Here is a 22,715-nt window from a genome sequence, read left to right on the forward strand (position 1 = left end):
GCATCTTGCATCGAAACTACAAAAAGAGTAAGATAGAGAGAGAAATTAAGAACAAGAAAGGAATTTTTATGAAATTCGCAGAATATACTTATACGCGTCCTCAGTATGAGGATATCAAGACTCAAATGACTGATTTGACAGAAAAACTAGCTGCAGCTGAGTCCGCTCAGACAGCCCGTCAAATCGTTCAAGACATTACCACCATCAGCAATCTGATTGATACCCAAATGAACCTGTGGAGCATTCGTCATTCTATCGATATGACAGATGATTTTTACAATGAAGAAACCAAATTTTGGAACGAGCATAGCCCACTCTTTAGTGAACTTTCGACCAACTACTACCGTGTTATCGTAGATAGTCCTTACCGTAAAGAACTGGCAGATCTCTTACCCGAAACCTTCTTTATGTTGGCTGAGAATCAGCTCCAAACCTTCTCTTCAGAAGCCATTCCATTGTTCCAAAAAGAAAATGAATTGGTAGACCAGTATAATAACCTTATGGCGACAGCCAAGTTGGACTTCCGTGGCCAAACCTACAACCTGTCACAAATGATTCCATTTGGTGAATCAACTGACCGTGACACTCGTAAAGAGGCATCCGAGATTGTCACATCTTTCTATGAAAAAAATGAAGAAAGATTCGATGGCGTTTACGATCAGTTAGTAAAAGTCCGCCACGAAATTGCTACTACACTTGGTTTTAAAGACTATGTTGAATACGGTTATAAGATGATGAACCGCTTTGACTACAACCGTGATATGGTCAAGGTTTACCGCCAAGAAATCCTCAAGCACGTTGTCCCTGTTGTTCAAAAACTCCGTCAACGCCAAGCTAAACGCATTCAAGTTCCAAGTCTAAAACATTATGACCTTACCTTGGAATATTTAGACGGCAATGCCACTCCAAAAGGAAGTCCTGAAGAATTGGTTGCAGGTGCTCAAAAAATGTACCAAGAACTTTCTCCTGAAACTGGTGAATTCTTCGACTTCATGATAGAAGGCGACTTGCTCGATTTAGTTGCCAAAGAAGGCAAGGATACGGGTGGCTACTGTACCTATATTGCAGACTATGAGAGTCCGTTTATCTTTGCTAACTTTAATGGTACGAGCGGAGACATTGATGTCTTGACTCATGAAGCGGGTCATGCCTTCCAAGTTTACCGTTCTCGTTGGATCCAAAGTCCTGAAGTCCTCTGGCCAACCTATGAATCCTGCGAAATCCACTCTATGTCCATGGAATTTATCACCTGGCCATGGATGGAAAATTATTTTAAAGAAGAGGTTAACAAATACAAATTCAGTCACCTCTCTAGCACCCTCTTCTTCCTGCCTTATGGTGTCTTGGTCGATCACTTCCAACACGAAGTTTACGAACACCCAGAAATGACACCTGCAGAGCGCAAGGCAACTTGGAAACGCTTGGCCGACCTTTATCTCCCAGACCGTGATTATTCAGAATCTGATTTCCTGACACGCGGTGGCTTCTGGTTCCGTCAAGGACACATCTTTGCCAGTCCATTCTACTATATTGACTATACCTTGGCTCAAGTCTGCGCCCTCCAATTCTGGAAACGAACACAGGTGGACCAAGATGAACAGGCTTGGCAAGACTACTTGCATATCTGTGACCTAGGTGGAACTAAGACCTTCCTACAAATTGTAGAAGCTGCAAATCTCCAATCCCCATTCAAAGAAGGAGCCTTGGAAGCAACGATTGCAGCTGTAACTGCTTATCTGGATAGTGTAGATGATCAAACTCTCTAAAAAAATAAAAGAAAAAGCTTGGAAATTCCAGGCTTTTCTCTATTTGTTTTATTCTCGAATCCGCTCTAGATACTCTTGGTAACTCTCTGTTTCCATCAACCTCTTGGCATTTTCAACACGAGCTTTACTTGGTGGTTGTGTTCCTTCTAGGGGATACGGTTTTCCTAGTTCGCGCCATTTGAACTCACCTAAATTATGGTAAGGTAGGACTTCAAAACGTTGGACATTTGTAAGTGTTTTGACAAATTCTCCCAATTGTAGCAAATCCTCATCCCTATCCGTCAAACCAGGGACCAAGACATGACGAATCCAAACAGGTTTTCCGATATCAGAAAGATACTGAGCACAAGCTAGAATGGTTTTGTTACTGTGGCCGGTCACAATCTTATGCTGATCTGGGTTTATTTCTTTGATATCAAGAAGCACTAGATCGGTTACCTCCATCAGTTTACTGTATTTTTCCAGATAACGAGGGGTATTGCGAAAAGTCAGGGCACAGGTATCCAAAGTAGTATGGATGCCTTTTTCTTTGGCCAAGCTAAAGAGAGCAATCAAAAAGTCAATCTGAATAGTCGCTTCACCACCAGAAACCGTAATTCCACCTTCTTGACCCCAGAACATTTTAAAGCGAATTGCTTCATTGAGAACATCCTCAGCTGTGCGCTCTGTTGCCATCGGATTGACCAAATCCCAAGTATCTGGATTGTGACAGTATTGGCAACGCATATGACAGCCTTGCATGAAAATAACAAAGCGAATACCTGGCCCATCTACGGCTCCAAAGCTCTCAGTTGAATGAACCAAACCAGTTACTTTCCTGTAATCAACTTCTTCCATTTCCTCATCCTACTTTCTATATACCTATTATAGCATGATTAAGGGTAAAAAACGAAAGAAAACGTAAGATTACAGTCCTAGATCCGAAGCCAGATAGGATGGTCAGACAAAACTCATTTTTACCATAAATCCCATTTGGACAAATAAAAAACTCTAAAATTTTCCTTAAGAAACCATTTTAGAGTTCTTTTTTACCTAGGATAAAGAAATCAATCTTTTTCTTCTTGGTCTTCAATCTTTGTAATCACTAATCTAAGTTTGGTCACCCGACCATTTTTGACCTTATCATTCATCAAGACAAGATGGTAATCAGCACTATCTAGCTCAAAAGTCTCTTTCTCCTCTTGGCTAGGAATAGTTCCAACACCGGTCAAATAATAACCGGCAATAGTGTCAATATCATCACTCTCGAGCTTGGTTTGGAAATAATCATTAAAGTCATTCAGTGTCATGGTTCCCAAAACAATAAAAGTGTTTTCAGCAATTTCACGAACAAATTGTTCTGCCTTGTCGGTCTCATCATCAATTTCACCAACAATTTCTTCTAGTAAATCTTCTAGTGTCACCAAACCAGCAACCCCACCATATTCATCCAAGAGAATGGCCATTTGGTTTTGAGTGTTGCGCAGTTGACGCAACAAATCATCTACAAAAATGGTCTCCGGTACAAAGAGCGGTTCTTGTAAAATTTTGATGAGAGGAACATTGTCAAAACCATTTCTAAAACCCGCTTCCAGTAGTCGCTTGGTATGCAATATCCCAATAATAGAATCGCGATCATTATCGTATACTGGAATTCTTGAAAAATTTTGTCGCAAGATTTCTTGAATATTGGACTGCAAGCCATCATTGATATCAATCATAAAGGCATCGGTACGAGGAACCATAACTTCGCGAGCCAACATTTCATCCAGTGAAAAAATCCCCTGCAACATACCAATTTCCTCGGCATCCAAGGTCACTTCACTTTTCGTCAGCATATACTCAATTTCATCACGTGTCATCTGCTCATCCGCATCGTCAAACTTCATCGGTGTAATGCGACTGAGGAGATTGGTGGAAGCAGATAAAAGCCAAACAAAGGGAGTGACTAGCTTTCCAAGAGCTAGAATGATGGGAGCTGAGATAACAGCCAGATTTTCCTTCATATTCATGGCAATCCGCTTTGGATAAAGTTCACCCAAAACGATAGAGATATAGGTCAAGAAAGCCAGAGCTACCCAGTAACCAGCCGTTTGTGCAGTACTTGAATTTCCCAACCAGCCAGCAACAATATTCCCAAGATCACTAGCCAAACTAGCCCCTGATAAGATAGAAATAAAGGTGATACCAACCTGAATGGTCGATAAAAAATGATTGGGGTTTTCCAAGACCTGTTGCAAGCGTACAAACTTTAAAATCCCCTCTTCAGCCTTCTGCTCTACCCGCGAACGGTTGAGTGAGACCAAAGCCATCTCAGAAGCTGAGAAAAAGGCGTTTAAAAGGGTCAAGAATAACAAAATAATGAGTTTCACGTAAATGGTCTGACTACCGGGGTCTTCCATGACAATCTCCTGATTCTTAAAAATAGTAGTCCTATTATATCATATTTTTCAATTTAGAGAAATAGTCTGCACTAAGTCTAAAGAAAGTTTTTATATGAGAAAATAAGGAAATCACACAGGTATCCTCATTTTATGTTAAAATGAAAAAAAGTTTCGAAAGAGAGAGTAAAAATGATCCTATCCTTGAAAGAAGTCAGCTACCGTAGACAAGGAAAAAATATCCTTCAAAATATATCCTGGGAATTTAAAAAAGGACAAACTTGGGCCATCTTAGGTCTCAATGGCGCTGGAAAATCCACCCTTCTGAGGATTTTAACAGCTGAATTTTGGAAATCATCAGGAGAGCTAACTGTTTTAGGAGTCCCCTTTGGTAAGGGCGATATCCCCACCCTGCGCACTAAAATCGGCATCGTAGGCTCTTTCCTAGCTGAGCGCTTTCCTACAGACCTCCTAGCCGAACAAATCGTTCTGACCGGAAAATACAAGTCTTCCATTCTCTATCGCAAGTACGGGCAAAAGGATTTACAGGAAGCTATTGATATGCTGACCAGTATTGACGGAGCCCATCTGGTTGGGCGCGCCTACGCCAGCCTCTCGCAAGGAGAGCGCCAGCTCTTGCTCATTGCCCGTAGTCTCATGGAAAGTCCCGAACTCTTGATACTGGATGAGGCGACTGTGGGACTGGATCTCTTAGCTCGTGAGCGCCTCCTAAAGCACCTCCATCACATCTGCCAACTGGACAAGGCTCCAGCTATCATCTTTGTTACCCACCACGCTGAAGAAATCACAGCAGACGTGAGCCACGTCCTCCTCCTCAAAGATGGCAAGGTCTTAGCGCAAGGACCAAAAGAAGACATCCTGACAACTGACTTGCTGGAAGATTTTTATGGCAACCAAGTGGACCTGATCCCCTTGGGCGATGAAAGATTGTTTATAAAGCCGAGGTTGTAGAAATAATGTAAAAAAAGCCTGTTATGGCTTTTCCAGGAAAAAAGTAGACTTTCTTATTTTAGCTAACAATAGGTCAGTAGTGATTATTTTCATAATACAATAAAATATAAGCATTTTCTAACTGATAACCCTTAGCAAAAAAATTAATTTTGATAAGATTGAACAATAAAAGTTTATCTTTTTAATGATATTTTTCCTAACCCGTATAAAAGCTTAACAAATAAGAGTCTTAGAATACTTTAAATATGCCATGAATATAAAAATACCACTAGCATCCCACTCCATTGTTAAAATACAGAATGGGAGGCTAATAGTATGGAAACCATGATGAAACCTGTTGTTGTACTCATGCTCTATCAAAAAAACACTATCTGTTGTTGCATTTTTGATGGTGGATTATATACTACAAATCAAGGAAGACAGATAAAAATTCGACATACCTACGTTTGAACTTCAAGGTACCTTGGCTTACTTGTAAGAAAGTAGGAATTTTTATTTTTAATCTTTATTAGATGCGTACACAGCGAACAAGGACACGTGCTAAACCTGTTGGTGTACAAGTGAAGAGAGTAAGGTCCCAGTCACCATCCACACCCTGATCTTTGAATACTTTTTCAACTTCTGTTGGTTCAATCACTTCGCGATTGCTGATGATATAACGAATAGTTTGTCCATCCACAGTTTTCAAAAAAATTTCTTGTCCCAAAGAGATGGTTCTGAGGGGATCAAAGTGACTTCTATAATTATGAGCACAAATAACTAAATCATCCGTATAATAGGAACCACTATAGCGAGTTGGTGTTTTATACATTTGCTCAAAACTATAGTCTCCAGCAACTGGTAATTGGATCTGTTCACTTGGAATTATCAGGTTGCCAATATAGGTGACACTGTCAACTGTTTCAATCGGCATAGCACCATCTTCTGAAACAGGAACTTGTCTACTGGTGAGACGATTGAGAATTTCCCCAATCTCTTGAGAGGATTGTGTCGCTGCCTCAGCTTCTGCTATATTATGCCAAGCTAAAAAGCCACCACTTCCAATACAAATCAGTCCAAGAAAGCGCAATATCCATCGAAAAAATTTTCTAGTGTTTATAGCTTTTTCCTCCTCGAAATGATAATAAAATTAATCCAATACCCACCACTATTAATATAGGAATAGGCCACCAAATTTGACCAGTGAAGGGTAATTCCTTATCTCGTTGTTTTGTTTTATTTGGAATAACTGTCGTTGGCTTTCTCGGTTGAGCATTAAGAAGGCTCATTTTTTCTGTCGCTTCAACATTTAACTTGCCATCTTTTGGTAAGGTCAAAAGAAATGGTTTCATCAGTTCATAACCAGGAGCAGCTTGTGTTTGAAGAAATAGATAAAGTCCTTGCGGCAATTCTTCTATAACTACACCAGTTGCGGGAATGGTTTCTATATCTTTAAAGACTGGAGCTGATGCCGCAAGTGACTGTAAACGGCTCGCATATTCAGCGTTCAATTGATCCAAGTTTGCATCATCTAACAGCAAATTAGCAGCGCTAAATACGGGCTGAATTTGATAAGCCTTAGGTCCATCTTTATAAATAACTGTTGCTACTTGGTATACTTTTAAATTACCACCTTCTACTATCTGCCCAGCATAAGTTGGCTCAATAGTAACACTACCTACTTGATTGATATCTAGGACACTTGCTCTTACTATTTTTCCACCTAGAACTAGAGAAAAAACCATTGCCCATAATAAGAAATATTTTTTCATCACTCTAGTCCTTTCTTTTGCCTAGCTGTCGTCTGAAGAGTCGTTTGCGTCTTTGTTCTTTATTGGTAGAGATAATAAAGAGAAGTAAGAGTAAAATTACAACTGGGATACCAATAAATGGGGCAATATAAATAGGTTCAATTTGAATAGCATCCGCAATAACGAGTGCATTGCCATCTTCATTTGCTACACGATGACCACGAACCAAGAGACGGTGTGTATTGACACCATAAGGTGTGCATGTCAAAAGTGTTTGGTAGTCCATTCCTTCTTCAATCTGGATATTACTCAAATCTTTGGGCAACACAATCCGAATTTGATCTACTTCATAAGTATAGGTTTCATTGAGAATACTGACAGTCCAGCTATCCCCCACTTTTAGTTTGTCTAAATCCGAAAATAATTTTGAAGATGGCAATCCACGATGTCCTGATAAGACTGAATGAGTGGACTCACCACCAACTGGTAAGCTTGTGCCTTCCAAATGCCCAATTGAGGTCTGTAGCACTTCTTCGGTTGTCCCATGGTAGATTGGTAAGGTCACATTGATTTTTGGAATGGTAATATAACCCATATTTCCCGTATCGTCAATAGATAGCTTAGAATTATAGTCCGATTGTTCCTCATCTGTCATATGCCACTTGATACCTGTATCAAGAAACTGCTTATTATAATCTGCCGCATCTGCCAGTATTTTTTCATACTGGCTAGTATCCAAATCAGTCACACGCTCCTGATACTTCATGATAGCTTGCGACTGATGGAAAGAATTCCAATAATCTGCCAAGGAAGGATAGACCAAAAGGCCTATCCCCGTAATAATAATACCAATAAGCAGATAGGAAATAACCTTATCTGTTAATTTTTTCATCCGTCTGCTCTGTCCTTATTCCTTAGTCTTGTATACGGCGACGTGCTAACAAGATTACAACTCCACCGATAACGAGCGCTGCACCAAGTGTGTAGAAAATAGTTGTACCAATTCCACCTGTTGATGGTAATTCTGCACCTGTCTTGTTTTCGATTTTAGAAGTAACAAGCAATGTATCACCATCAGCAGGATTTTCATCAAAAGCCAATTTTACTGCAATTGGATCTTGCAATAAATTATAACCTGCCGGCGCTTCTGTTTCAATTAATTCATAGTCACCTTCATCTAAACCTGAAATAGTTACGGCACCTTGAGAATCCGTTGTAAATACCTGCGCTGCATCACGCGCTACCCAAGTTACATTTTCAGTAGCATCTTCTAATTTCAAATACTGACCTGTATCTTTTTTACGTAAAACAAATTTAGCATCTTTCAGTTTGTTATTTGTTCCTGCTGCTACTTTGTCAACTGTGATTTGTCCGTCATAGACTGTCGCTGATGAACCTTTATCTGTTTTTAGTTCATTTGGGTTAATGTAGGCTGTATTTTTATTTGTATCTGTTTCAGAAGAACCTTCTGTAGCAGCTTTCAACATGGTTGCTGTATAAGTGACTTTTATATTTGAAATTGGTTTGTAGTAAAAATCATCTTTATCTCCAAGATTTCCAGCCTCTGTGCTACCTGCAACAACGTTACCGCTATGAGTTGTCATGGTTTGAGTCGCTGCCCATGGAATTGTAACGGTGAAGCCATTTCCAGATTGGTTTAACACATAGGTTGTTTTTCCTGTACCTTCTGTAAGTGCTTGTCCGTCAACTTCTACTTTTACAGATCCTTCATTGAAATCAACACCTGCTGGAAGTGCATCATTAACAACATACTGGTAAACTTTATTGCCATTTGCATAATAAGTTGCATTGTTATAGTTCAAAGTGTAGGTAATCACTTCTCCAACTGCTTTTACTTTATCATCCACTGATTTACCTGATGTACCTTGGTTATCTGAATCACCCCAGGTTGGTTCATTATTTTTTTCACGAATCGTCGCATTTGGTGAAGCAGATGTTACCATAATAGTTGCACCATTGTTTGCTGTAGTGCCGACATAGTAGTAACCATAAGGCACTGTTAATTCTGCTGAACCAGCTGCATCTTCTGTGACAGTTGCCGCAACTGGTTGACCTGCTGAAACTGTTTTAGCCCACTCAGCAATCTGTGCATCCGTTGCAGTCTCTTTTTTTGTAACATAAGTCATGCCACCATTTGTAGTGAGCGTGAACAGTGCCTCAAAGTTAGCACTTGCTTTGTAGGCATCTACACGATCTGCTGGAACAGTGTAAGAAACAGCACCATTATTTATATTTGGATTAGTGACAGTTGCATCAAAAATTTTGTAGGCAGAATAGACAGCTCCTTTTTGTGTACTTTCAATAGTGATTGTTCCATTGTCAGCTGCAAAAACTATTTGTGTTGCAATTGGTGCTACTGCACCTAGAAGAAGGCTAGCAGTCAGTAAACCTTTTACGAGTTGTTTTTTCATAATGTTCCTATTTTCTAGTATGGCCTATTCCATACGGGTTATTTTTCTTTTTTTCAAAATAAGTATCGCTGGAAGAATTAAGATCAATCCAGATACAAGAAATATATGGCGACCAATGCCACCTGTATTTGGAAGTTCAACACCGCGCGAGTTGGTCACTTTCATAGTGAACAGTTTCTCACCGTTTTCAAGGAAACTAGAAGAAGACGGTGCACTATTCCCATTTTGAATGAGAGTTACAGAATCACTCATAACAGACACTCGCATAGCCTCTTTCTCCAAGTTATAGCCATCAGGTGCTTTAGTCTCAACAATGTAATAATTTCCAAGAGGAGCCACTATATAATTTGCATTGTCTAATCGTAAATTACCATTGCCATCACTAGTCAATCCAGTATAGAGAGGTGATTCTTCCATATTACCATCACTAGCTTCACGATAAATATTAAACTTCGCTCCTTGGAGAGGCTGGTTTATGTTTTCTACACTAACCTTCTGAATTGCCAATCGTTGTTGGCTTCGTGTGTTGGTAAAAACAATATCAATATCACCATCAACTGTCAAAGCGGCTAAGCCATTAGCTTCATATGTTCGCTCACTTTCTCCCGAAGCAAGATTTCGATGCGTCACTGTCTCCTTCCTTGTAAAATCTCTATATTCTTGTTCATCGATTGTGATTTCTGTACCATAAGGGATATTGATAAATGTTTTATTTTCCCCATCTTTAAGCATGAAGTTTTCATCTTGCAAATTGTCACTTGGCGTAAAGGTAAAAGTACGATTTTTATCAGATTGATTGCCGATTACTTTTTTTGTAATCGTTATGGTGTAAACCTTCGGTTCCCAAACAGCATAGAGGGTATTACTCTCATCTGGACGATTATCCAAACCGACTTTTTGTCCAAGTCCAAATTGAACTTGACCAGCTGTTGCGCTTGTCTTATTTTCATTCCAACCAATTAAATTATAACCGATCCTCTTGAAATAACTGTCATCAGGAGTCTCCACCACACTATTCACATCTAAATGATCAATTGTGACTTGAGTCACCTCAGCTACTGTACCATTTTGGGTAATCTTTTTACTTCCACCATTCCCATCATAAACAATCTTAGTGTTTTTTACTTCCAAATCTGCAACAGGTTTGTAAACAGGGTGGATAGTAATATTCTTATTTGAATCCGCTAAGGAAGCTTTAATAATAAAGGAGTCATGTGGATTATAGATTTTGCCATCATAATACCAACCGCGGAAACGGTAATCAGACGAAGCAGTTGGACGTGTCAACATGGCTGAGTGAGATTGGTCATCATAATTATTTGAATCAGTTGGTAGATTAGTAGCTTGAACATTACTTCCGTCACCTTTCAAAATAGGCTTACCATCTAAACCATATACTATTGGGCTGTATACCACGTGGTATTCTCCAACTCGGCGCCATACAGCTCTTAAAGTAGTATCACCAACAACTACACCCGAGAAATTATATGGTCTAGTATTTCCATCTGAATCAACATAATACCAACCAATTAATTTATACGCATCTTCTTCATAACGGTAGCGCTTCGTGGTATCAACATTTGGCTCGGTTGGATTTTTCGTGTAATGAGCATGACGCCCATCAGTCTTTTCACCATCTTCCCTATCATAGCGATAGTAATACTCACCATTGGGATCTTCAACATAGTTCCGCGTGATATTGGCATATTCCGTAATCTTTTCACCATAGTTCAATTTAAAGTAAGTCGCTTGTGTATCAAGTAACTCTCCTCCACCTGGATCAATGACAATATTGTAGCGAATTTTTTCCCAACCCGCATAAGCTTTTAAGTCATGAGAAGGCATGGTTATTGACCAATCAATTTCTTGCGTCAGGGTCTGGTCTTTGTACCACTTTCCATTCCATCTATATCCGGGAAGACTTGGCGTTGGTTTGACAAGGGTTGTATTCGGTTGATATTTAGCAATAGTATCTTCATACAAGACACTTACTGGATCAAAATTGACTAAATCTTTATTATTCAAAGGATCCAAGAAATGGATATTGTATCTCTTTCGTTCAAATCGGATATACAAATCCAAGGGATAGCCATAAGTTGTATCATATGTATATGTAATGGCACCATTCGCTGCACGTCTCCACGATGTGTCATAATGGGTATTGGTACCTGCATAATTTCTAGTATACCAAGCTACATTGAAACCGGTATATTTCTCTGTAAAAGTAAAATTGCCCGTTTGACCAGTACCAGTATCGGTGGGATTGTTATTATAACTCTCATCAGTATTTTGCTTATGGAAATAGTATCGAACTGCTTGTGTTCCCCTACGGAAAAATCGTGTTTCATTTGCAAAATATGAATCATTCGGTAAAATAAATTCACCAAGATAGGACATTCCAGGTTGTGCACCACCTGTTCCATAATAGGCCCAGTTTTGAGTTCCACTGGATGGCCATGTATAACCATTCTCTGCCAAGCTTGTACCATATAAACCAGTATAAGTCGTTACATATCTGGCATAGGTTGAGCTTGTCCAAAGACCATCAGTCACATTTGGAATCCCACTATAAGTATTATAATAGTTGTTATTTAAGAATCGCATTGTTATCAATCTGCGATCAAAATAGACATTGATGATAGATGAACCATCTGCCCGAACAACTGTACCACTTTCACCTCTGGCGCTTGTATAATAAAATCCAGTCGGAGCAGTAAAATCTGACTGCTGTAGGTAAACTGTAGATTCTACTGTTCCTGTTCGATTAATTTGGCCCACATAATCATAGGTTTTTTGTCCAGCACCTGCATTCTTATTATCCAATTTTGATTGTTGCCAAAAAACAACCGTATAGTTTGCAGTTGCTGGTATCCAACGAGCGTAAAGAATGATATCACTTGTCACCATTGAAGAAAAATTAAATTGAGTGCCACCAGTCTCTGTTGTATACCAACCACCAAAGGTATAACCATTTCGTATCGGATCTGTCGGTTTTGCTGAGTTTGCCAGTTCACCTTCCAGTACGTACTTAGGAGCTACATAAGGGGCACCATTTCCGATATCACCAGTATTGAACTCAATTTTCTTGGCTTCTTTAAAAATTGGATAAAATTTTGTGTCGCCAGTAATTGAATAGTTTTTAACATTTTCCTTCACAATAGGACCGCCCGGACTCAAAGACCAGCCAGCAAAAACTTCAGTTGAGGAAGGAGCTGGTGCCATGTGTTCAGACAAGTCAACGGTTCCGGGTCCATACTGTATCGCAACCTGGTGTTGCTCCAATATAGCTTTGCCTGTGGCATCATTATAGAAAGTAACATAGGCAACACGTCCATAACTTGGGCGTACAATCACTGTTTTTTCTTCCGAAACTACAATGGGATGTTCAATCAAGACTTCATTACCCAGTGTCTTTGTCGTTGGATTATATTCATACCAGCCATTAAAATGTTGGTCATCACCTACATAAGGGATACCTACACCGTGAAGACTTTCTCCATCTTTTACAATCTGGATATTGGTATCCGTCCCAGTAGATGTTTTAAAATAATACGGTGAGCCATTCGCATTTTCAAACTGATAGGTGATACGAGGAACTGTTGTCCCATCAGGTTGTACTATGGCATAAACAGAAAATGAACCGGTTTCAAAGGCCACATCACTAGTTGTTGCTTTTGTTTCTTCCGTATTTTTAGATTTAAGAACCTCTAGTTGTCCATCTTCCTTAAAGTGAACAATCTCAATTTCTTCATCAGTTACTTCAATTGGTTCATCATATAGCACTTCCACCTGAATCGGAGCTTGAGGTTGAACTTCTTTTTCACCTACCATGAGCTTAATGTCGTATAGTTTTATGCTCTTGATATCTGATTCTTTTCGTTCAACCTTTTCCAGAGCTTGTTCTTTATATGTCTTGTATTCACCACTTGTTTTTTCAATTTCTTGTACTCGTAAACTTGTTTCTTGAGGCAATCGAGCATCAGCTCCAACCACTACTTTAACTTGATAACCCTGTCCTTGATGTGTCAAAGTAGTATCAAGATAGTTTTCAATAGAACTCACCTGTGTTTGAGTAGATGATGGTAAGGTTTCTTGACTTACCTCCGATGAGGCAATCTCAATCGAAGTCTCGCTAATAGCTGGGGATTGGGTTGTCGAATCACTCGATTCAAAACTAGCTTCTTCTTGAGTCGTATCTTTCTGTTCTAGCTGAATCCCTGCTTGATCTACTGTTTGATTTTCAATAGTAATAGCAGGAAGAATGAGAAAATAAGTCGTTAAAAAGGTTGTCAAGAGTGCCACTGACCACATGGCACTCTTCCATCGGTATTTGTATTTTTGATTTTTAATAGAATCTAATACCACTCTATAAATCTTATCCACACGCTCACCTCCTTTACTATTTTTTATTCATATTCATTAGTCAATTGGTCCAATTTCATTTAGCGGCCACACTCGAAAAGCAATCTCACCAACAATCTGCTCCTGAGAAACACCTCCGATTGAGGTATTACGTGAGTCAATCGATGTCGCTCGATTATCTCCCAAAACAAAGATTTGACCGTCTGGGACCTGGTATGGATACTTAATATTACTTTCTCCTAGTGCTTTCTCCAATACATAGGGTTCGTCCAATTTTTTCTGGTTAACGTAAACTTCCCCTTCTGAATTGACTTCAACCCAGTCTCCCGATTCAGCAATTACACGTTTCACCAGCACCTTGTTGTTGTAATAGAAGGCAATTACATCTCCCCTGTCAAACTCAGAACCTTTTAGGGTAACAACAATGTCCCCTTCCGCCAAAGTTTTATTCATTGAATGTCCATAAATTCGTAAAACTGGCAGCCACAAAACAGCAATCAGAACAGCTGTTGAAGCGACTGCCATCAAAACATAGAGGGTATTTCTAACAATTGTCCAAAATCGATGACGATATCGTACACGATTTAATTCTTGGGATAACTCCTTAGAACTTAGCCCACGACTATTCATCTTTTTCTCCTTGTGAATTCTTTTCTTTAATACTCAATAGATATTGGTCTGCTGCCGCCTGAGCTGCCTCGAAAACACCATTCAAAGCAAGGGTTGCTTCTGCGATGGAACCCGATTCTTTTAGAGTAATCGTTTTACGGTTCAATTCATTTTGCAACTCGAGGATTTTCGCCTCTTGTTCTTCAATTTTTTCTTGCTGCTGCAGCATCAATTCTAGTAGCTGATCTCGCTTTAATTTCTTTAAATGACCCGCTTCCATTCTTCCCTCCTGATAAAAACACATTATTCCTATTATAGCAAGAATCCACAACTTTGCCACTAAATAAAGCTTTAATTTTAAAGCAAATGTTTTCACTCGTCTAGTTAATGTTAAAAAAAGAAAGTAAATAGACATCTATCTAAAAAGCCAGAAGTCTCATTTGAATGACTTCTGACTTTTTAATTTTGATGGAGTTTTATTTTATTCAATCTGATTAGTAGTCATGGAAAGCTATGCTAATCTCCAATTTCCACATAGAAGCTGCTTCTGCCAAAGAAGCTAAACAAGTTTCCAAGTAAAGAACTCTTAGCGATAACTGTTTCTCCTTCTTTGACGGTGATAGTTTTACTTCGAATAAATCCTTGTCCGACTCCGACTTCAACACTTTCACCAGTAAATTCAAATTCTTTACTTTCATTATTGGCTAAACGATCTATCTTTTCACCATTTACATAGACATCCAATTTCATGGCAAGACCAACCATGCCAGTATTTCTTTTTACAGTAAATCTCATATAAAACTCCTTTTTCTAACTTTTTAATAGCCTTTTGCCAATACTCAACTTCGCATCTTAGCGAACTAAGATCTATCAACTGCCACCTGATTTGTTTTTGATAGTTTAACTTACCCTCTTCCAGCTTCTATCAGCTTTGTCTGTTCCAAACTCTTCTCAAAAATATCAAAATATAAATGTCGAGTGGAACATAGCTCATTTGAAAAGTGTTTCCAAATGAGGCCTAACCTAAAATATAGAGAAATTTGATGGTCGTATTCAGCCATTTTTAAATTCAACTTTTTCTAACCTATTTTCCATCAATCGATCTTTCTTTTTCAATCCGCATTTTTCAAGTCATGAGGTAAAATATCATCGCTTTCCTTGAGAGAGAAGCTTTCTAGTTTATTAACATTGCTGCGTAGTCGTTTGGCAAAGCGTCTCGTGATTAGGTCTTTAGCCTGGTATTCAGAGATAATTTTGCGTTCCAAATAATAAGCACGCAGCATCTCATCAATATTTTCAGGCTTAAACCGCGCAATAATCCGTTCAACAAAGTGACCAGACTCAATAATCAGAGCGTCTTGTAAGCGGGAACGCTGCAGGTATTCGATCAAAAATTGATTGTAAATACCTTCTAGATTTTCCAAGCCTTCCATAACCAGTTCGGTATTGGAGAGATAGAGGTCCGATAACTTATCCTTACTGGCTTGACTCAGGCGTTTTTTAGCTGGTTTTCCACTAAGAATGGAGCGTAAACTAGGACCTAGAGTCAGTAGTTCTCGTAGGAGTCGGCGACCAACACGTAAGCCAATCAACATCACATATTGGAAACTAGAGACAAATCCACGGTCGATTGTCCGTTCCAAATATTTGAGATAGCGTTGGTAAATCCTATATTCCTCTATCCCGATTTGTCCCATTTTATAGGCATGTTCCAGACCATGACTTTCCACTTCCAAGACCATCAATTGCAGGTATGCTAACTCCTGCTTCACACCTTTGCTTTCCTGCAATAAAATTAATTTTTTAATGCGTTCATTGTAAATATCGATAGCCACATAAAGTGGAAATTTATCATTTGTAACTTCTATATCTTCTTCCAAGACAGCAACAACATCGTTCAAAATAGCCAGCAAAGTAACATAATCGGTGTCTGCTGCTTCCTGCTTAGCTTCAGAAAGCATAGGGAGAATTAATATCCCTGTCAAGAAACTAAGCAAGGTCACCGAACCAACGGTAAAGAGAATGAGACTATATTGATAAGCCCCAATGGCCTGGGGCAAGAGAAGTATAGTCGCAATCGAAACCGTTCCTTTGACTCCTGAAAAAGTCAAAATCATCATATCATGCCAAGCAAGTTGGGATTTTCTTCCTTTTTTCCACCAACGGATGAAAAAATAAATAAAAATCATGACAAAGCGGATCAGGAACAAGAGGACGGTAAACAAGATCACTAGCCCTAAAAGCTGGAGATTGCTGACAGCAGGGTTGCTGAGAGCTGATTCTACAATACGGGTCAATTCATAACCGAAAACTAAAAAGACAAAACCGTTTAGGATGAAACTAATTGTATTCCAAATCGTTTGGCTAACTCGATCAACCTCTGCATCAAATAGATTGACTTTCTTGAGGCGTTTGGCTTGAGAAAGACCCGCAATGACGACCGCGATGATTCCGGAAACCCCAAGTAAACTAGCTACTAGGTAAGAGACGATAGGCAGAGATAGTTCTAATAAAAGGGCACCTGTCACATCGGCTGCATCGAATTTTTCCAACAAATCTAAAAGTGCTCTGTCCAAGAGTGCAAAGAAGATCCCTATCAAAAAGCCACCCAAGATAGCAACGACGAGCTGCCAACTAGCCTGACTCAGAGAAAAGGCACCCGTCATCATAGCTGTTAGGGCAAATTGGAAGGCTACCAAGCCACTAGCATCATTGAGCAAACCTTCCATCTTGAGGATTTCCTCCAAACGCTTGGAAAAAGCAAAACGTTTAGATAAGGAAATAAAAGCCACTGCATCAGTCGGACCCAGTGCTGCCCCCAAAGCAAAACAGGCTGCTAGAGAAATGGTAGCTGGTAAAAAGAAATTGGCCGCCAGTCCAAGCAAAACAGTTGGTACAAAAACAGCTGGTAAAATCAGGTAACCAATAATACTTCGGTATTTAATGAGGCTGGAGACATCACTTTCTTGCCCCTCCCGAAAGGACAAGGGAGCTACAATCAAGGCTAGAAAAATATCTGGTTTCAAAACAAAATCGATTCCCTGATTGAAAAAACCGATGACAACACCCAAGGCAATCTGAATCAAGGGTAAGGGCATTTTAGGAAAAATACGATTAAGAATGTTGGATAAAATAAGGGTAAATAAAAATAAGATCATCAATAGGGTAACTGTCACAATTACCTCCTTGTCTATTTGAACTTAGAGAGATTTAAAATCTGTCTTCAATTTTGAAATCTTGGCTTCAACTTCTGCCAAATCTTCACCAGAACGCATTTTCTGGCACCGAAGCGATTCCAAATGAACCAGTTTCTTTTTAATAGCAGAAGCTTTTTTCTCATCAGAAAAACTTGATTTCCTTTCCTGATCAGCTGCTGCTTCATCCAAATATTTGGACTTCATTTGGGCTATCTTTTCCTTAACGGCTTGCGTTTCCACACTAGTTCTCCTTTGTTAATTTCTCCACCATGATTAAAAATGGCGGTGTGTTGATTTGATTGAGCGGCTGGTAGAGCATGGTGGCAAAGTTATCCTGCGGTAGTTTTTTGATAAACTCTAGAACAGCATCCTTCTCCATATCGCCACCCTCATGCCCATAATAGATCATGATGGAAATACGACCACCTACTTCCAATCGCTCCAGAATTTTCTCAATAGCAACTAGGGTCGTAGCCGGCTGGGTGATGATAGACTTGTCCGCCGATGGCAAATAACCAAGGTTAAAAATGGCGGCTCGGATTGGCTCTTTAACAAACTCATCTAGGTGCTCATGACCTATCAGATGGAGTTGGGCGTTATCGAGACCAGCTTCTGCCAAACGCTGACTGGTTTTTTCCAGAGCCTGCTCCTGAACGTCGAAGGCATGAACAAGTTTCGCACGTTGAGTTAGAAACAACGTATCATTCCCATTGCCCATCGTCGCATCAACTGCCACCGCTTCTTTATCTAAGATCTCCGCCAAAAAATCATGGGAAAGGTGGATAGGGCGTTTAATCATAAAATCTCCTTATTTTAAAATAGAACTGCTCTCACAGTTCCTCATTTCCAGACTCAGAGCATGACTACTCTAACACTTTGAGTTTACACCCCTGCACTGACCCCCGTCTCTCCATTTCCTTATCAATGGCATTGAGGACTTCCCACTTGTTGAGGCTCCACATGGGACCAATCAGCATGTGTCGAGGAGCATCACCTGTGATGCGGTGGATAATCATATGCTCTGGAATGATTTCCAACTGGTCACAAATGATGGAAACATACTCTTCTTGGCTAAGCAGCTGCAGTCTTCCTTCATGAAAATCACGTTGCATACGGGTATTGGTCATGAGATGCAAGAGGTGCAATTTGATGCCGTCAATATCATTATCGGTCACACAGCGGCGGACATTTTTTACCATCATTTCGTGGGTTTCACCCGGTAATCCATTGATTAAATGAGCCACAATTTCCGCTTTTGGTGCCAGCTTACGAACCCGCTTGACCGTCTCCACATAGAGCTCATAAGAATGGGCGCGGTTGATGAGCTTAGACGTTTCTTCAAAGGTCGTCTGCAAGCCCAATTCCAGAGTCACATGCATGCGTTCTGTCAACTCTGCAATGTAAGTTAAAGTTTCATCAGGGAGACAATCTGGACGCGTCCCGATATTAATCCCCACCACACCCGGCTCATTGATGGCCTGTTCATAGCGCTCTCTGATGACATCAACTGTGTCATGGGTATTGGTAAAGTTTTGGAAATAGACCAGATATTTCTGAACTTCTGGCCACTTGCGGTGCATGAAATCAATCTCATGATAAAACTGCTCACGAATAGGGGCATCTGGTGCCACGATAGCATCCCCAGAGCCAGACACCGTACAAAAAGTACAGCCCCCTTTTGCCACCGTTCCATCCCGATTGGGACAGTCAAAACCGGCATCAATTGGTACCTTGAAAATCTTCTCTCCAAAAAGTTTGCGGTAATAATCATTTAATGTATTGTAGCGTTTCATATCTTTCAATTATAGCATATTTTTGTATAAAAACGGGGTGCTCTATTCATTTTTATCCTTGGATTGAAGGATGAGATAGATGAAATAAATCGGTGAAATCGCAAATAAGCCCAGATAAATCAACCGATAGAAAATAGCTGGCAATTTTGAAGACGATTCATTTTCAAAATGATCTAAAACCAAGGAAAAACAAATCATACACACAAAGAAATACAAGGTACCGATAATTTGTGGAAATTCAAAAAATGACTTCTCAAACATCATCAAGTAGATGAAGAAAAAACAGCCTCCTACAAAGAGAGCAATAAAGTCAAACTTCATTTTTTTCATGTTAAATCCTCCTAATTCACTAAATATAGCACTTTTCTAGTAAAATTCAAGACCTTCTACTAAAGTTAGCATCCTTTTGCGAATAAAGAAGTATGAAGCTTATAATCCTATTTTTATTTGGTGCCAGCCTGGGTTCCTTTCTAGGGCTGGTGATTGACCGTTTTCCTGACCAATCCATCATTTTTCCAGCTAGTTATTGCAACCACTGCAAAAAAGCACTTAAGGCCTGGGATTTGATTCCCGTCTTTTCACAAATTTGGCGAAAATCACGTTGTGGTTATTGTCAAGCCAAAATCCCAATCTGGTATGCCTTTTTTGAAGTTTTGACAGGTGGACTAGTCTTACTGATAGAATTACAGGTCCTCTCCCTAGCCCAGTTTCTTTTAATACTAGCTGGCTTGGTTCTAGCCATTTACGATATCAAACACAGAGAATATCCCCTCATGGTCTGGTTGATCTTTGCTGGATTAGTTTTAGCTCTTATTGGCTTTAACCTTCCCTTCTTTTTCTTTCTAATGCTGGGCCTATTAGCTGAGATTTTTCCCCTCAAGATGGGCTCTGGTGACTTTCTTTACATGGCTCTCATCGCCCTTGTTTTCTCTGTAACAGACCTACTCTGGATTATCCAAATCAGTTCTTTTCTCGGTATTTTCTTTACGGTTAGTTTGAGACAAAAAAGCCCCCAAATTCCTTTTATTCCTTATCTTTTACTGGGAATCCTTTCTTATCTACCGATTGCTTCCTTCGTTTTTTAAAAAGGAAGTCTAATCTCTTTTTCTATGAGATTTTAGTCAATATAATTTTGGGGGTATTTATGCTATAATAGTTTCATTAAAAAGGAGATAGCTTATGTATCCAGATGATAGTTTAACGCTACACACAGACCTCTACCAAATTAATATGATGCAGGTCTATTTTGAGCAAGGTATTCATAATAAAAAATCAGTTTTTGAAGTGTATTTCAGAAAGGTCCCATTTAGCAATGGTTATGCTGTTTTTGCCGGACTAGAGCGCATTGTCAAATACTTGCAAGACCTCAAATTCACTGAAACGGATCTGGCTTATTTGCGAGACCAAGGTTATAATGAAACTTTCTTGGCCTATCTGCGTGACCTCAAGCTAGAACTAACTGTTAAATCGGCCCGCGAAGGGGATTTGGTCTTTGCTAATGAACCCATTGTTCAGGTGGAAGGTCCTTTGGCCCAATGTCAGTTAGTTGAAACTGCCCTACTCAATATTGTCAATTTCCAAACCCTGATTGCAACAAAGGCATCGCGTATCCGTGCTGTTATCGAAGATGAACCACTCTTAGAATTTGGTAGTCGTCGTGCCCAAGAGATGGATGCCGCAATCTGGGGAACTCGGGCTGCCATTGTTGGAGGAGCGAATGCCACTTCAAATGTTCGGGCAGGCAAAATCTTTGGTATTCCCGTCTCTGGTACTCATGCTCACGCTTTGGTGCAAGCCTATGGTAATGATTACGATGCCTTCAAGGCCTATGCCAGTACCCACAAGGACTGTGTTTTCTTGGTAGACACCTATGATACCCTACGAATCGGTGTACCAAATGCCATCAAAGTGGCTAAGGAAATGGGCGATAAGATTAATTTCCTAGGAGTTCGTTTGGACTCCGGTGACTTGGCGTACTTATCCAAAAAAGTACGCCAACAGCTAGATGATGCTGGTTTTCCAAATGCTAAAATTTATGCTTCCAATGATCTAGACGAATACACTATCCTTAACCTCAAGATGCAGAAAGCAAAAATTGATGTTTGGGGAGTTGGCACCAAATTGATTACAGCCTACGATCAACCTGCTCTCGGCGCAGTATACAAGATTGTCTCTATTGAAGACAAAAATGGACAAATGATTGATTCTATCAAACTATCAAACAATGCTGAGAAAGTCTCCACACCTGGTAAAAAGCAAGTTTGGCGTATCACTAGTCGTGAAAAAGGGAAATCAGAAGGAGACTATATTACCTTTACCGACACCAACGTCAATGATATGGATGAGATTTTCATGTTCCATCCAACTTACACCTATATCAATAAAACTGTCAAAGACTTCAATGCTGTTCCTCTTATGATAGACATTTTTGACAAAGGAAAACTCATTTACACATTGCCAAGTTTGGCAGAAATCCAAGCCTATGCTAGCAAAGAATTGGATAATCTCTGGGATGAATACAAACGTATTCTCAATCCACAAGACTATCCAGTTGACTTGGCCAAGGATGTTTGGGACAACAAAATGAACTTAATTGACCGTATCCGCAAAGAAGCTTATCGCAAAGAGGTGAAATAATGTCATTACAAGATGAAATCATTGCCTATGAAGGGGTAAAACCAGTCATCAATGCACAGGAAGAAATTCGAGTTTCCATCGATTTTTTAAAGACCTACATGCTCAAACACCCCTTTCTTAAGTCCTATGTCCTAGGTATCTCCGGTGGTCAGGATTCTAGTCTGGCAGGTCGTTTGGCCCAAATGGCCATGGAAGAACTGAGAGCCGAGACCGGCCAAGCAGACTACCAATTCATCGCTGTTCGCCTTCCTTATGGGGTCCAAGCTGACGAAGCGGATGCTCAGAAGGCTTTGGATTTCATTCAGGCTGATTTGGAATTGACGGTCAATATTAAGGAGGCCGTTGATGGAGAGGTCGCCCAATTGGAAAAAGCTGGTGTTCCCATTTCAGACTTCAATAAGGGCAATATCAAGGCGCGCCAAAGAATGGTGACTCAGTACGCCATCGCAGGTCATTATGCTGGGGCCGTCATTGGAACAGATCATGCAGCAGAAAATCTAACTGGTTTCTTCACCAAGTTTGGAGATGGCGGTGCAGATCTCCTTCCGCTCTTCCGTCTCAACAAACGGCAAGGCAAGCAACTTTTGGCTGAACTGGGAGCAGATAGAAGCCTCTATGAAAAAGTACCAATCGCTGATTTGGAAGAAAACCGTCCAGGTTTAGCGGACGAAGTTGCGCTCGGCGTGACCTATACTGAAATTGATGATTATCTTGAAGGTAAAGCTGTTTCCCCTCAAGCACAAGAGACCATTGAAAGCTGGTGGTACAAGGGCCAACACAAACGCAATCTACCGATTACAGTATTTGACGAGTTTTGGAAAAGCTAAGATCCAAAAAGATCGGATGTTTAGATTGTA

General features: G+C 40.0%; 20 protein-coding genes. 5 read left to right on the top strand and 15 right to left on the bottom strand.

The features are described from left to right. Positions 1-68: 68 nt before the first annotated feature. Positions 69-1,766 (top strand): M3 family oligoendopeptidase, encoded by a 1,698-nt coding sequence (locus BN1356_RS08050; protein ID WP_093650883.1) that lies wholly within the window; start codon positions 69-71, stop codon positions 1,764-1,766. A gap of 48 nt (positions 1,767-1,814) precedes the next feature. Here the strand turns inward: BN1356_RS08050 and pflA are convergent, their stop codons facing one another. Beyond that, positions 1,815-2,603, bottom strand: a complete 789-nt coding sequence (gene pflA / locus BN1356_RS08055; RefSeq protein WP_093650884.1) for a pyruvate formate-lyase-activating protein — start codon at positions 2,601-2,603, stop codon at positions 1,815-1,817. 209 nt (positions 2,604-2,812) lie between these two features. Beyond that, complete coding sequence (locus BN1356_RS08060; protein ID WP_093650885.1) at positions 2,813-4,147, bottom strand: hemolysin family protein; 1,335 nt, start codon at positions 4,145-4,147, stop codon at positions 2,813-2,815. A gap of 171 nt (positions 4,148-4,318) precedes the next feature. On the opposite strand from BN1356_RS08060, the gene BN1356_RS08065 reads away from it, so the two are divergent. After that, the gene (locus BN1356_RS08065; protein WP_093650886.1) at positions 4,319-5,098 is read left to right on the top strand and encodes an ABC transporter ATP-binding protein; all 780 of its coding nucleotides are present in this window, start codon (positions 4,319-4,321) and stop codon (positions 5,096-5,098) included. Between the two features lie 508 nt (positions 5,099-5,606). Here the strand turns inward: BN1356_RS08065 and BN1356_RS08070 are convergent. From BN1356_RS08070 to BN1356_RS08125, 13 genes are all read right to left on the bottom strand, one after another. Then, complete coding sequence (locus BN1356_RS08070) at positions 5,607-6,167, bottom strand: sortase (RefSeq protein WP_245620325.1); 561 nt, start codon at positions 6,165-6,167, stop codon at positions 5,607-5,609. A 19-nt stretch (positions 6,168-6,186) separates the two neighbouring features. Continuing rightward, positions 6,187-6,849 carry a hypothetical protein gene (locus tag BN1356_RS08075; protein WP_093650888.1) on the bottom strand — a complete coding sequence of 221 codons (663 nt, stop codon included), beginning with the start codon at positions 6,847-6,849 and terminating at the stop codon, positions 6,187-6,189. A 4-nt stretch (positions 6,850-6,853) separates the two neighbouring features. Then, on the bottom strand, positions 6,854-7,720 hold the full coding sequence (locus BN1356_RS08080; protein WP_093650889.1) for a class C sortase: 867 nt from the start codon (positions 7,718-7,720) through the stop codon (positions 6,854-6,856). Between the two features lie 22 nt (positions 7,721-7,742). Then, positions 7,743-9,260 (bottom strand): SpaH/EbpB family LPXTG-anchored major pilin, encoded by a 1,518-nt coding sequence (locus BN1356_RS12475; RefSeq protein WP_141651837.1) that lies wholly within the window; start codon positions 9,258-9,260, stop codon positions 7,743-7,745. Between the two features lie 24 nt (positions 9,261-9,284). Next, the gene (locus BN1356_RS08085) at positions 9,285-13,643 is read right to left on the bottom strand and encodes an InlB B-repeat-containing protein (RefSeq protein ID WP_342666768.1); all 4,359 of its coding nucleotides are present in this window, start codon (positions 13,641-13,643) and stop codon (positions 9,285-9,287) included. Between the two features lie 36 nt (positions 13,644-13,679). After that, positions 13,680-14,252, bottom strand: coding sequence for a signal peptidase I (gene lepB, locus BN1356_RS08090; RefSeq protein WP_093650890.1), 573 nt, complete (start codon positions 14,250-14,252; stop codon positions 13,680-13,682). Then, positions 14,245-14,511, bottom strand: a complete 267-nt coding sequence (locus tag BN1356_RS08095; protein ID WP_093650891.1) for a DNA repair protein — start codon at positions 14,509-14,511, stop codon at positions 14,245-14,247. The genes lepB and BN1356_RS08095 overlap by 8 nt, the downstream gene beginning before the upstream one ends. Positions 14,512-14,747: 236 nt before the next feature. Continuing rightward, the gene (locus tag BN1356_RS08100; protein ID WP_093650892.1) at positions 14,748-15,026 is read right to left on the bottom strand and encodes a hypothetical protein; all 279 of its coding nucleotides are present in this window, start codon (positions 15,024-15,026) and stop codon (positions 14,748-14,750) included. Positions 15,027-15,343: 317 nt separating this feature from the next. Next, entirely contained in the window at positions 15,344-17,389 is a 2,046-nt protein-coding gene (locus tag BN1356_RS08105) for a cation:proton antiporter (RefSeq protein WP_093650990.1), read from the bottom strand. A 42-nt stretch (positions 17,390-17,431) separates the two neighbouring features. After that, positions 17,432-17,668, bottom strand: a complete 237-nt coding sequence (locus BN1356_RS08110; protein ID WP_093650893.1) for a hypothetical protein — start codon at positions 17,666-17,668, stop codon at positions 17,432-17,434. 1 nt (position 17,669) lies between these two features. After that, on the bottom strand, positions 17,670-18,227 hold the full coding sequence (gene mnmM, locus BN1356_RS08115) for a tRNA 5-(aminomethyl)-2-thiouridylate-methyltransferase MnmM (RefSeq protein WP_093650894.1): 558 nt from the start codon (positions 18,225-18,227) through the stop codon (positions 17,670-17,672). A gap of 64 nt (positions 18,228-18,291) precedes the next feature. Further along, on the bottom strand, positions 18,292-19,230 hold the full coding sequence (gene mnmL / locus BN1356_RS08120; RefSeq protein ID WP_093650895.1) for a tRNA modification radical SAM protein MnmL/YtqA: 939 nt from the start codon (positions 19,228-19,230) through the stop codon (positions 18,292-18,294). Between the two features lie 33 nt (positions 19,231-19,263). Continuing rightward, positions 19,264-19,551: a hypothetical protein gene (locus tag BN1356_RS08125; RefSeq protein WP_093650896.1), complete on the bottom strand. Its 288-nt coding sequence runs from the start codon at positions 19,549-19,551 to the stop codon at positions 19,264-19,266. Between the two features lie 92 nt (positions 19,552-19,643). On the opposite strand from BN1356_RS08125, the gene BN1356_RS08130 reads away from it, so the two are divergent. From BN1356_RS08130 to nadE, 3 genes are all read left to right on the top strand, one after another. After that, positions 19,644-20,306 (top strand): prepilin peptidase, encoded by a 663-nt coding sequence (locus BN1356_RS08130; protein WP_093650897.1) that lies wholly within the window; start codon positions 19,644-19,646, stop codon positions 20,304-20,306. A 94-nt stretch (positions 20,307-20,400) separates the two neighbouring features. Further along, on the top strand, positions 20,401-21,858 hold the full coding sequence (locus BN1356_RS08135; protein WP_093650898.1) for a nicotinate phosphoribosyltransferase: 1,458 nt from the start codon (positions 20,401-20,403) through the stop codon (positions 21,856-21,858). Beyond that, the gene (gene nadE, locus BN1356_RS08140; RefSeq protein WP_093650899.1) at positions 21,858-22,685 is read left to right on the top strand and encodes an ammonia-dependent NAD(+) synthetase; all 828 of its coding nucleotides are present in this window, start codon (positions 21,858-21,860) and stop codon (positions 22,683-22,685) included. The genes BN1356_RS08135 and nadE overlap by 1 nt, the downstream gene beginning before the upstream one ends. Positions 22,686-22,715: the final 30 nt, after the last annotated feature.

It is taken from the genome of Streptococcus varani (assembly GCF_001375655.1).
Lineage (GTDB): Bacteria > Bacillota > Bacilli > Lactobacillales > Streptococcaceae > Streptococcus > Streptococcus varani.

Bases quoted from the DNA above. Each gene is read 5' to 3' on its own strand.
- BN1356_RS08050 (WP_093650883.1), top strand. From the start codon at position 69: ATGAAATTCGCAGAATATACTTATACGCGTCCTCAGTATGAGGATATC.
- pflA (WP_093650884.1), bottom strand. From the start codon at position 2,603: ATGGAAGAAGTTGATTACAGGAAAGTAACTGGTTTGGTTCATTCAACT.
- BN1356_RS08060 (WP_093650885.1), bottom strand. From the start codon at position 4,147: ATGGAAGACCCCGGTAGTCAGACCATTTACGTGAAACTCATTATTTTG.
- BN1356_RS08065 (WP_093650886.1), top strand. From the start codon at position 4,319: ATGATCCTATCCTTGAAAGAAGTCAGCTACCGTAGACAAGGAAAAAAT.
- BN1356_RS08075 (WP_093650888.1), bottom strand. From the start codon at position 6,849: ATGAAAAAATATTTCTTATTATGGGCAATGGTTTTTTCTCTAGTTCTA.
- BN1356_RS08080 (WP_093650889.1), bottom strand. From the start codon at position 7,720: ATGAAAAAATTAACAGATAAGGTTATTTCCTATCTGCTTATTGGTATT.
- BN1356_RS12475 (WP_141651837.1), bottom strand. From the start codon at position 9,260: ATGAAAAAACAACTCGTAAAAGGTTTACTGACTGCTAGCCTTCTTCTA.
- lepB (WP_093650890.1), bottom strand. From the start codon at position 14,252: ATGAATAGTCGTGGGCTAAGTTCTAAGGAGTTATCCCAAGAATTAAAT.
- BN1356_RS08095 (WP_093650891.1), bottom strand. From the start codon at position 14,511: ATGGAAGCGGGTCATTTAAAGAAATTAAAGCGAGATCAGCTACTAGAA.
- BN1356_RS08100 (WP_093650892.1), bottom strand. From the start codon at position 15,026: ATGAGATTTACTGTAAAAAGAAATACTGGCATGGTTGGTCTTGCCATG.
- BN1356_RS08105 (WP_093650990.1), bottom strand. From the start codon at position 17,389: ATGATCTTATTTTTATTTACCCTTATTTTATCCAACATTCTTAATCGT.
- mnmM (WP_093650894.1), bottom strand. From the start codon at position 18,227: ATGATTAAACGCCCTATCCACCTTTCCCATGATTTTTTGGCGGAGATC.
- BN1356_RS08125 (WP_093650896.1), bottom strand. From the start codon at position 19,551: ATGAAAAAAATGAAGTTTGACTTTATTGCTCTCTTTGTAGGAGGCTGT.
- BN1356_RS08130 (WP_093650897.1), top strand. From the start codon at position 19,644: ATGAAGCTTATAATCCTATTTTTATTTGGTGCCAGCCTGGGTTCCTTT.
- BN1356_RS08135 (WP_093650898.1), top strand. From the start codon at position 20,401: ATGTATCCAGATGATAGTTTAACGCTACACACAGACCTCTACCAAATT.
- nadE (WP_093650899.1), top strand. From the start codon at position 21,858: ATGTCATTACAAGATGAAATCATTGCCTATGAAGGGGTAAAACCAGTC.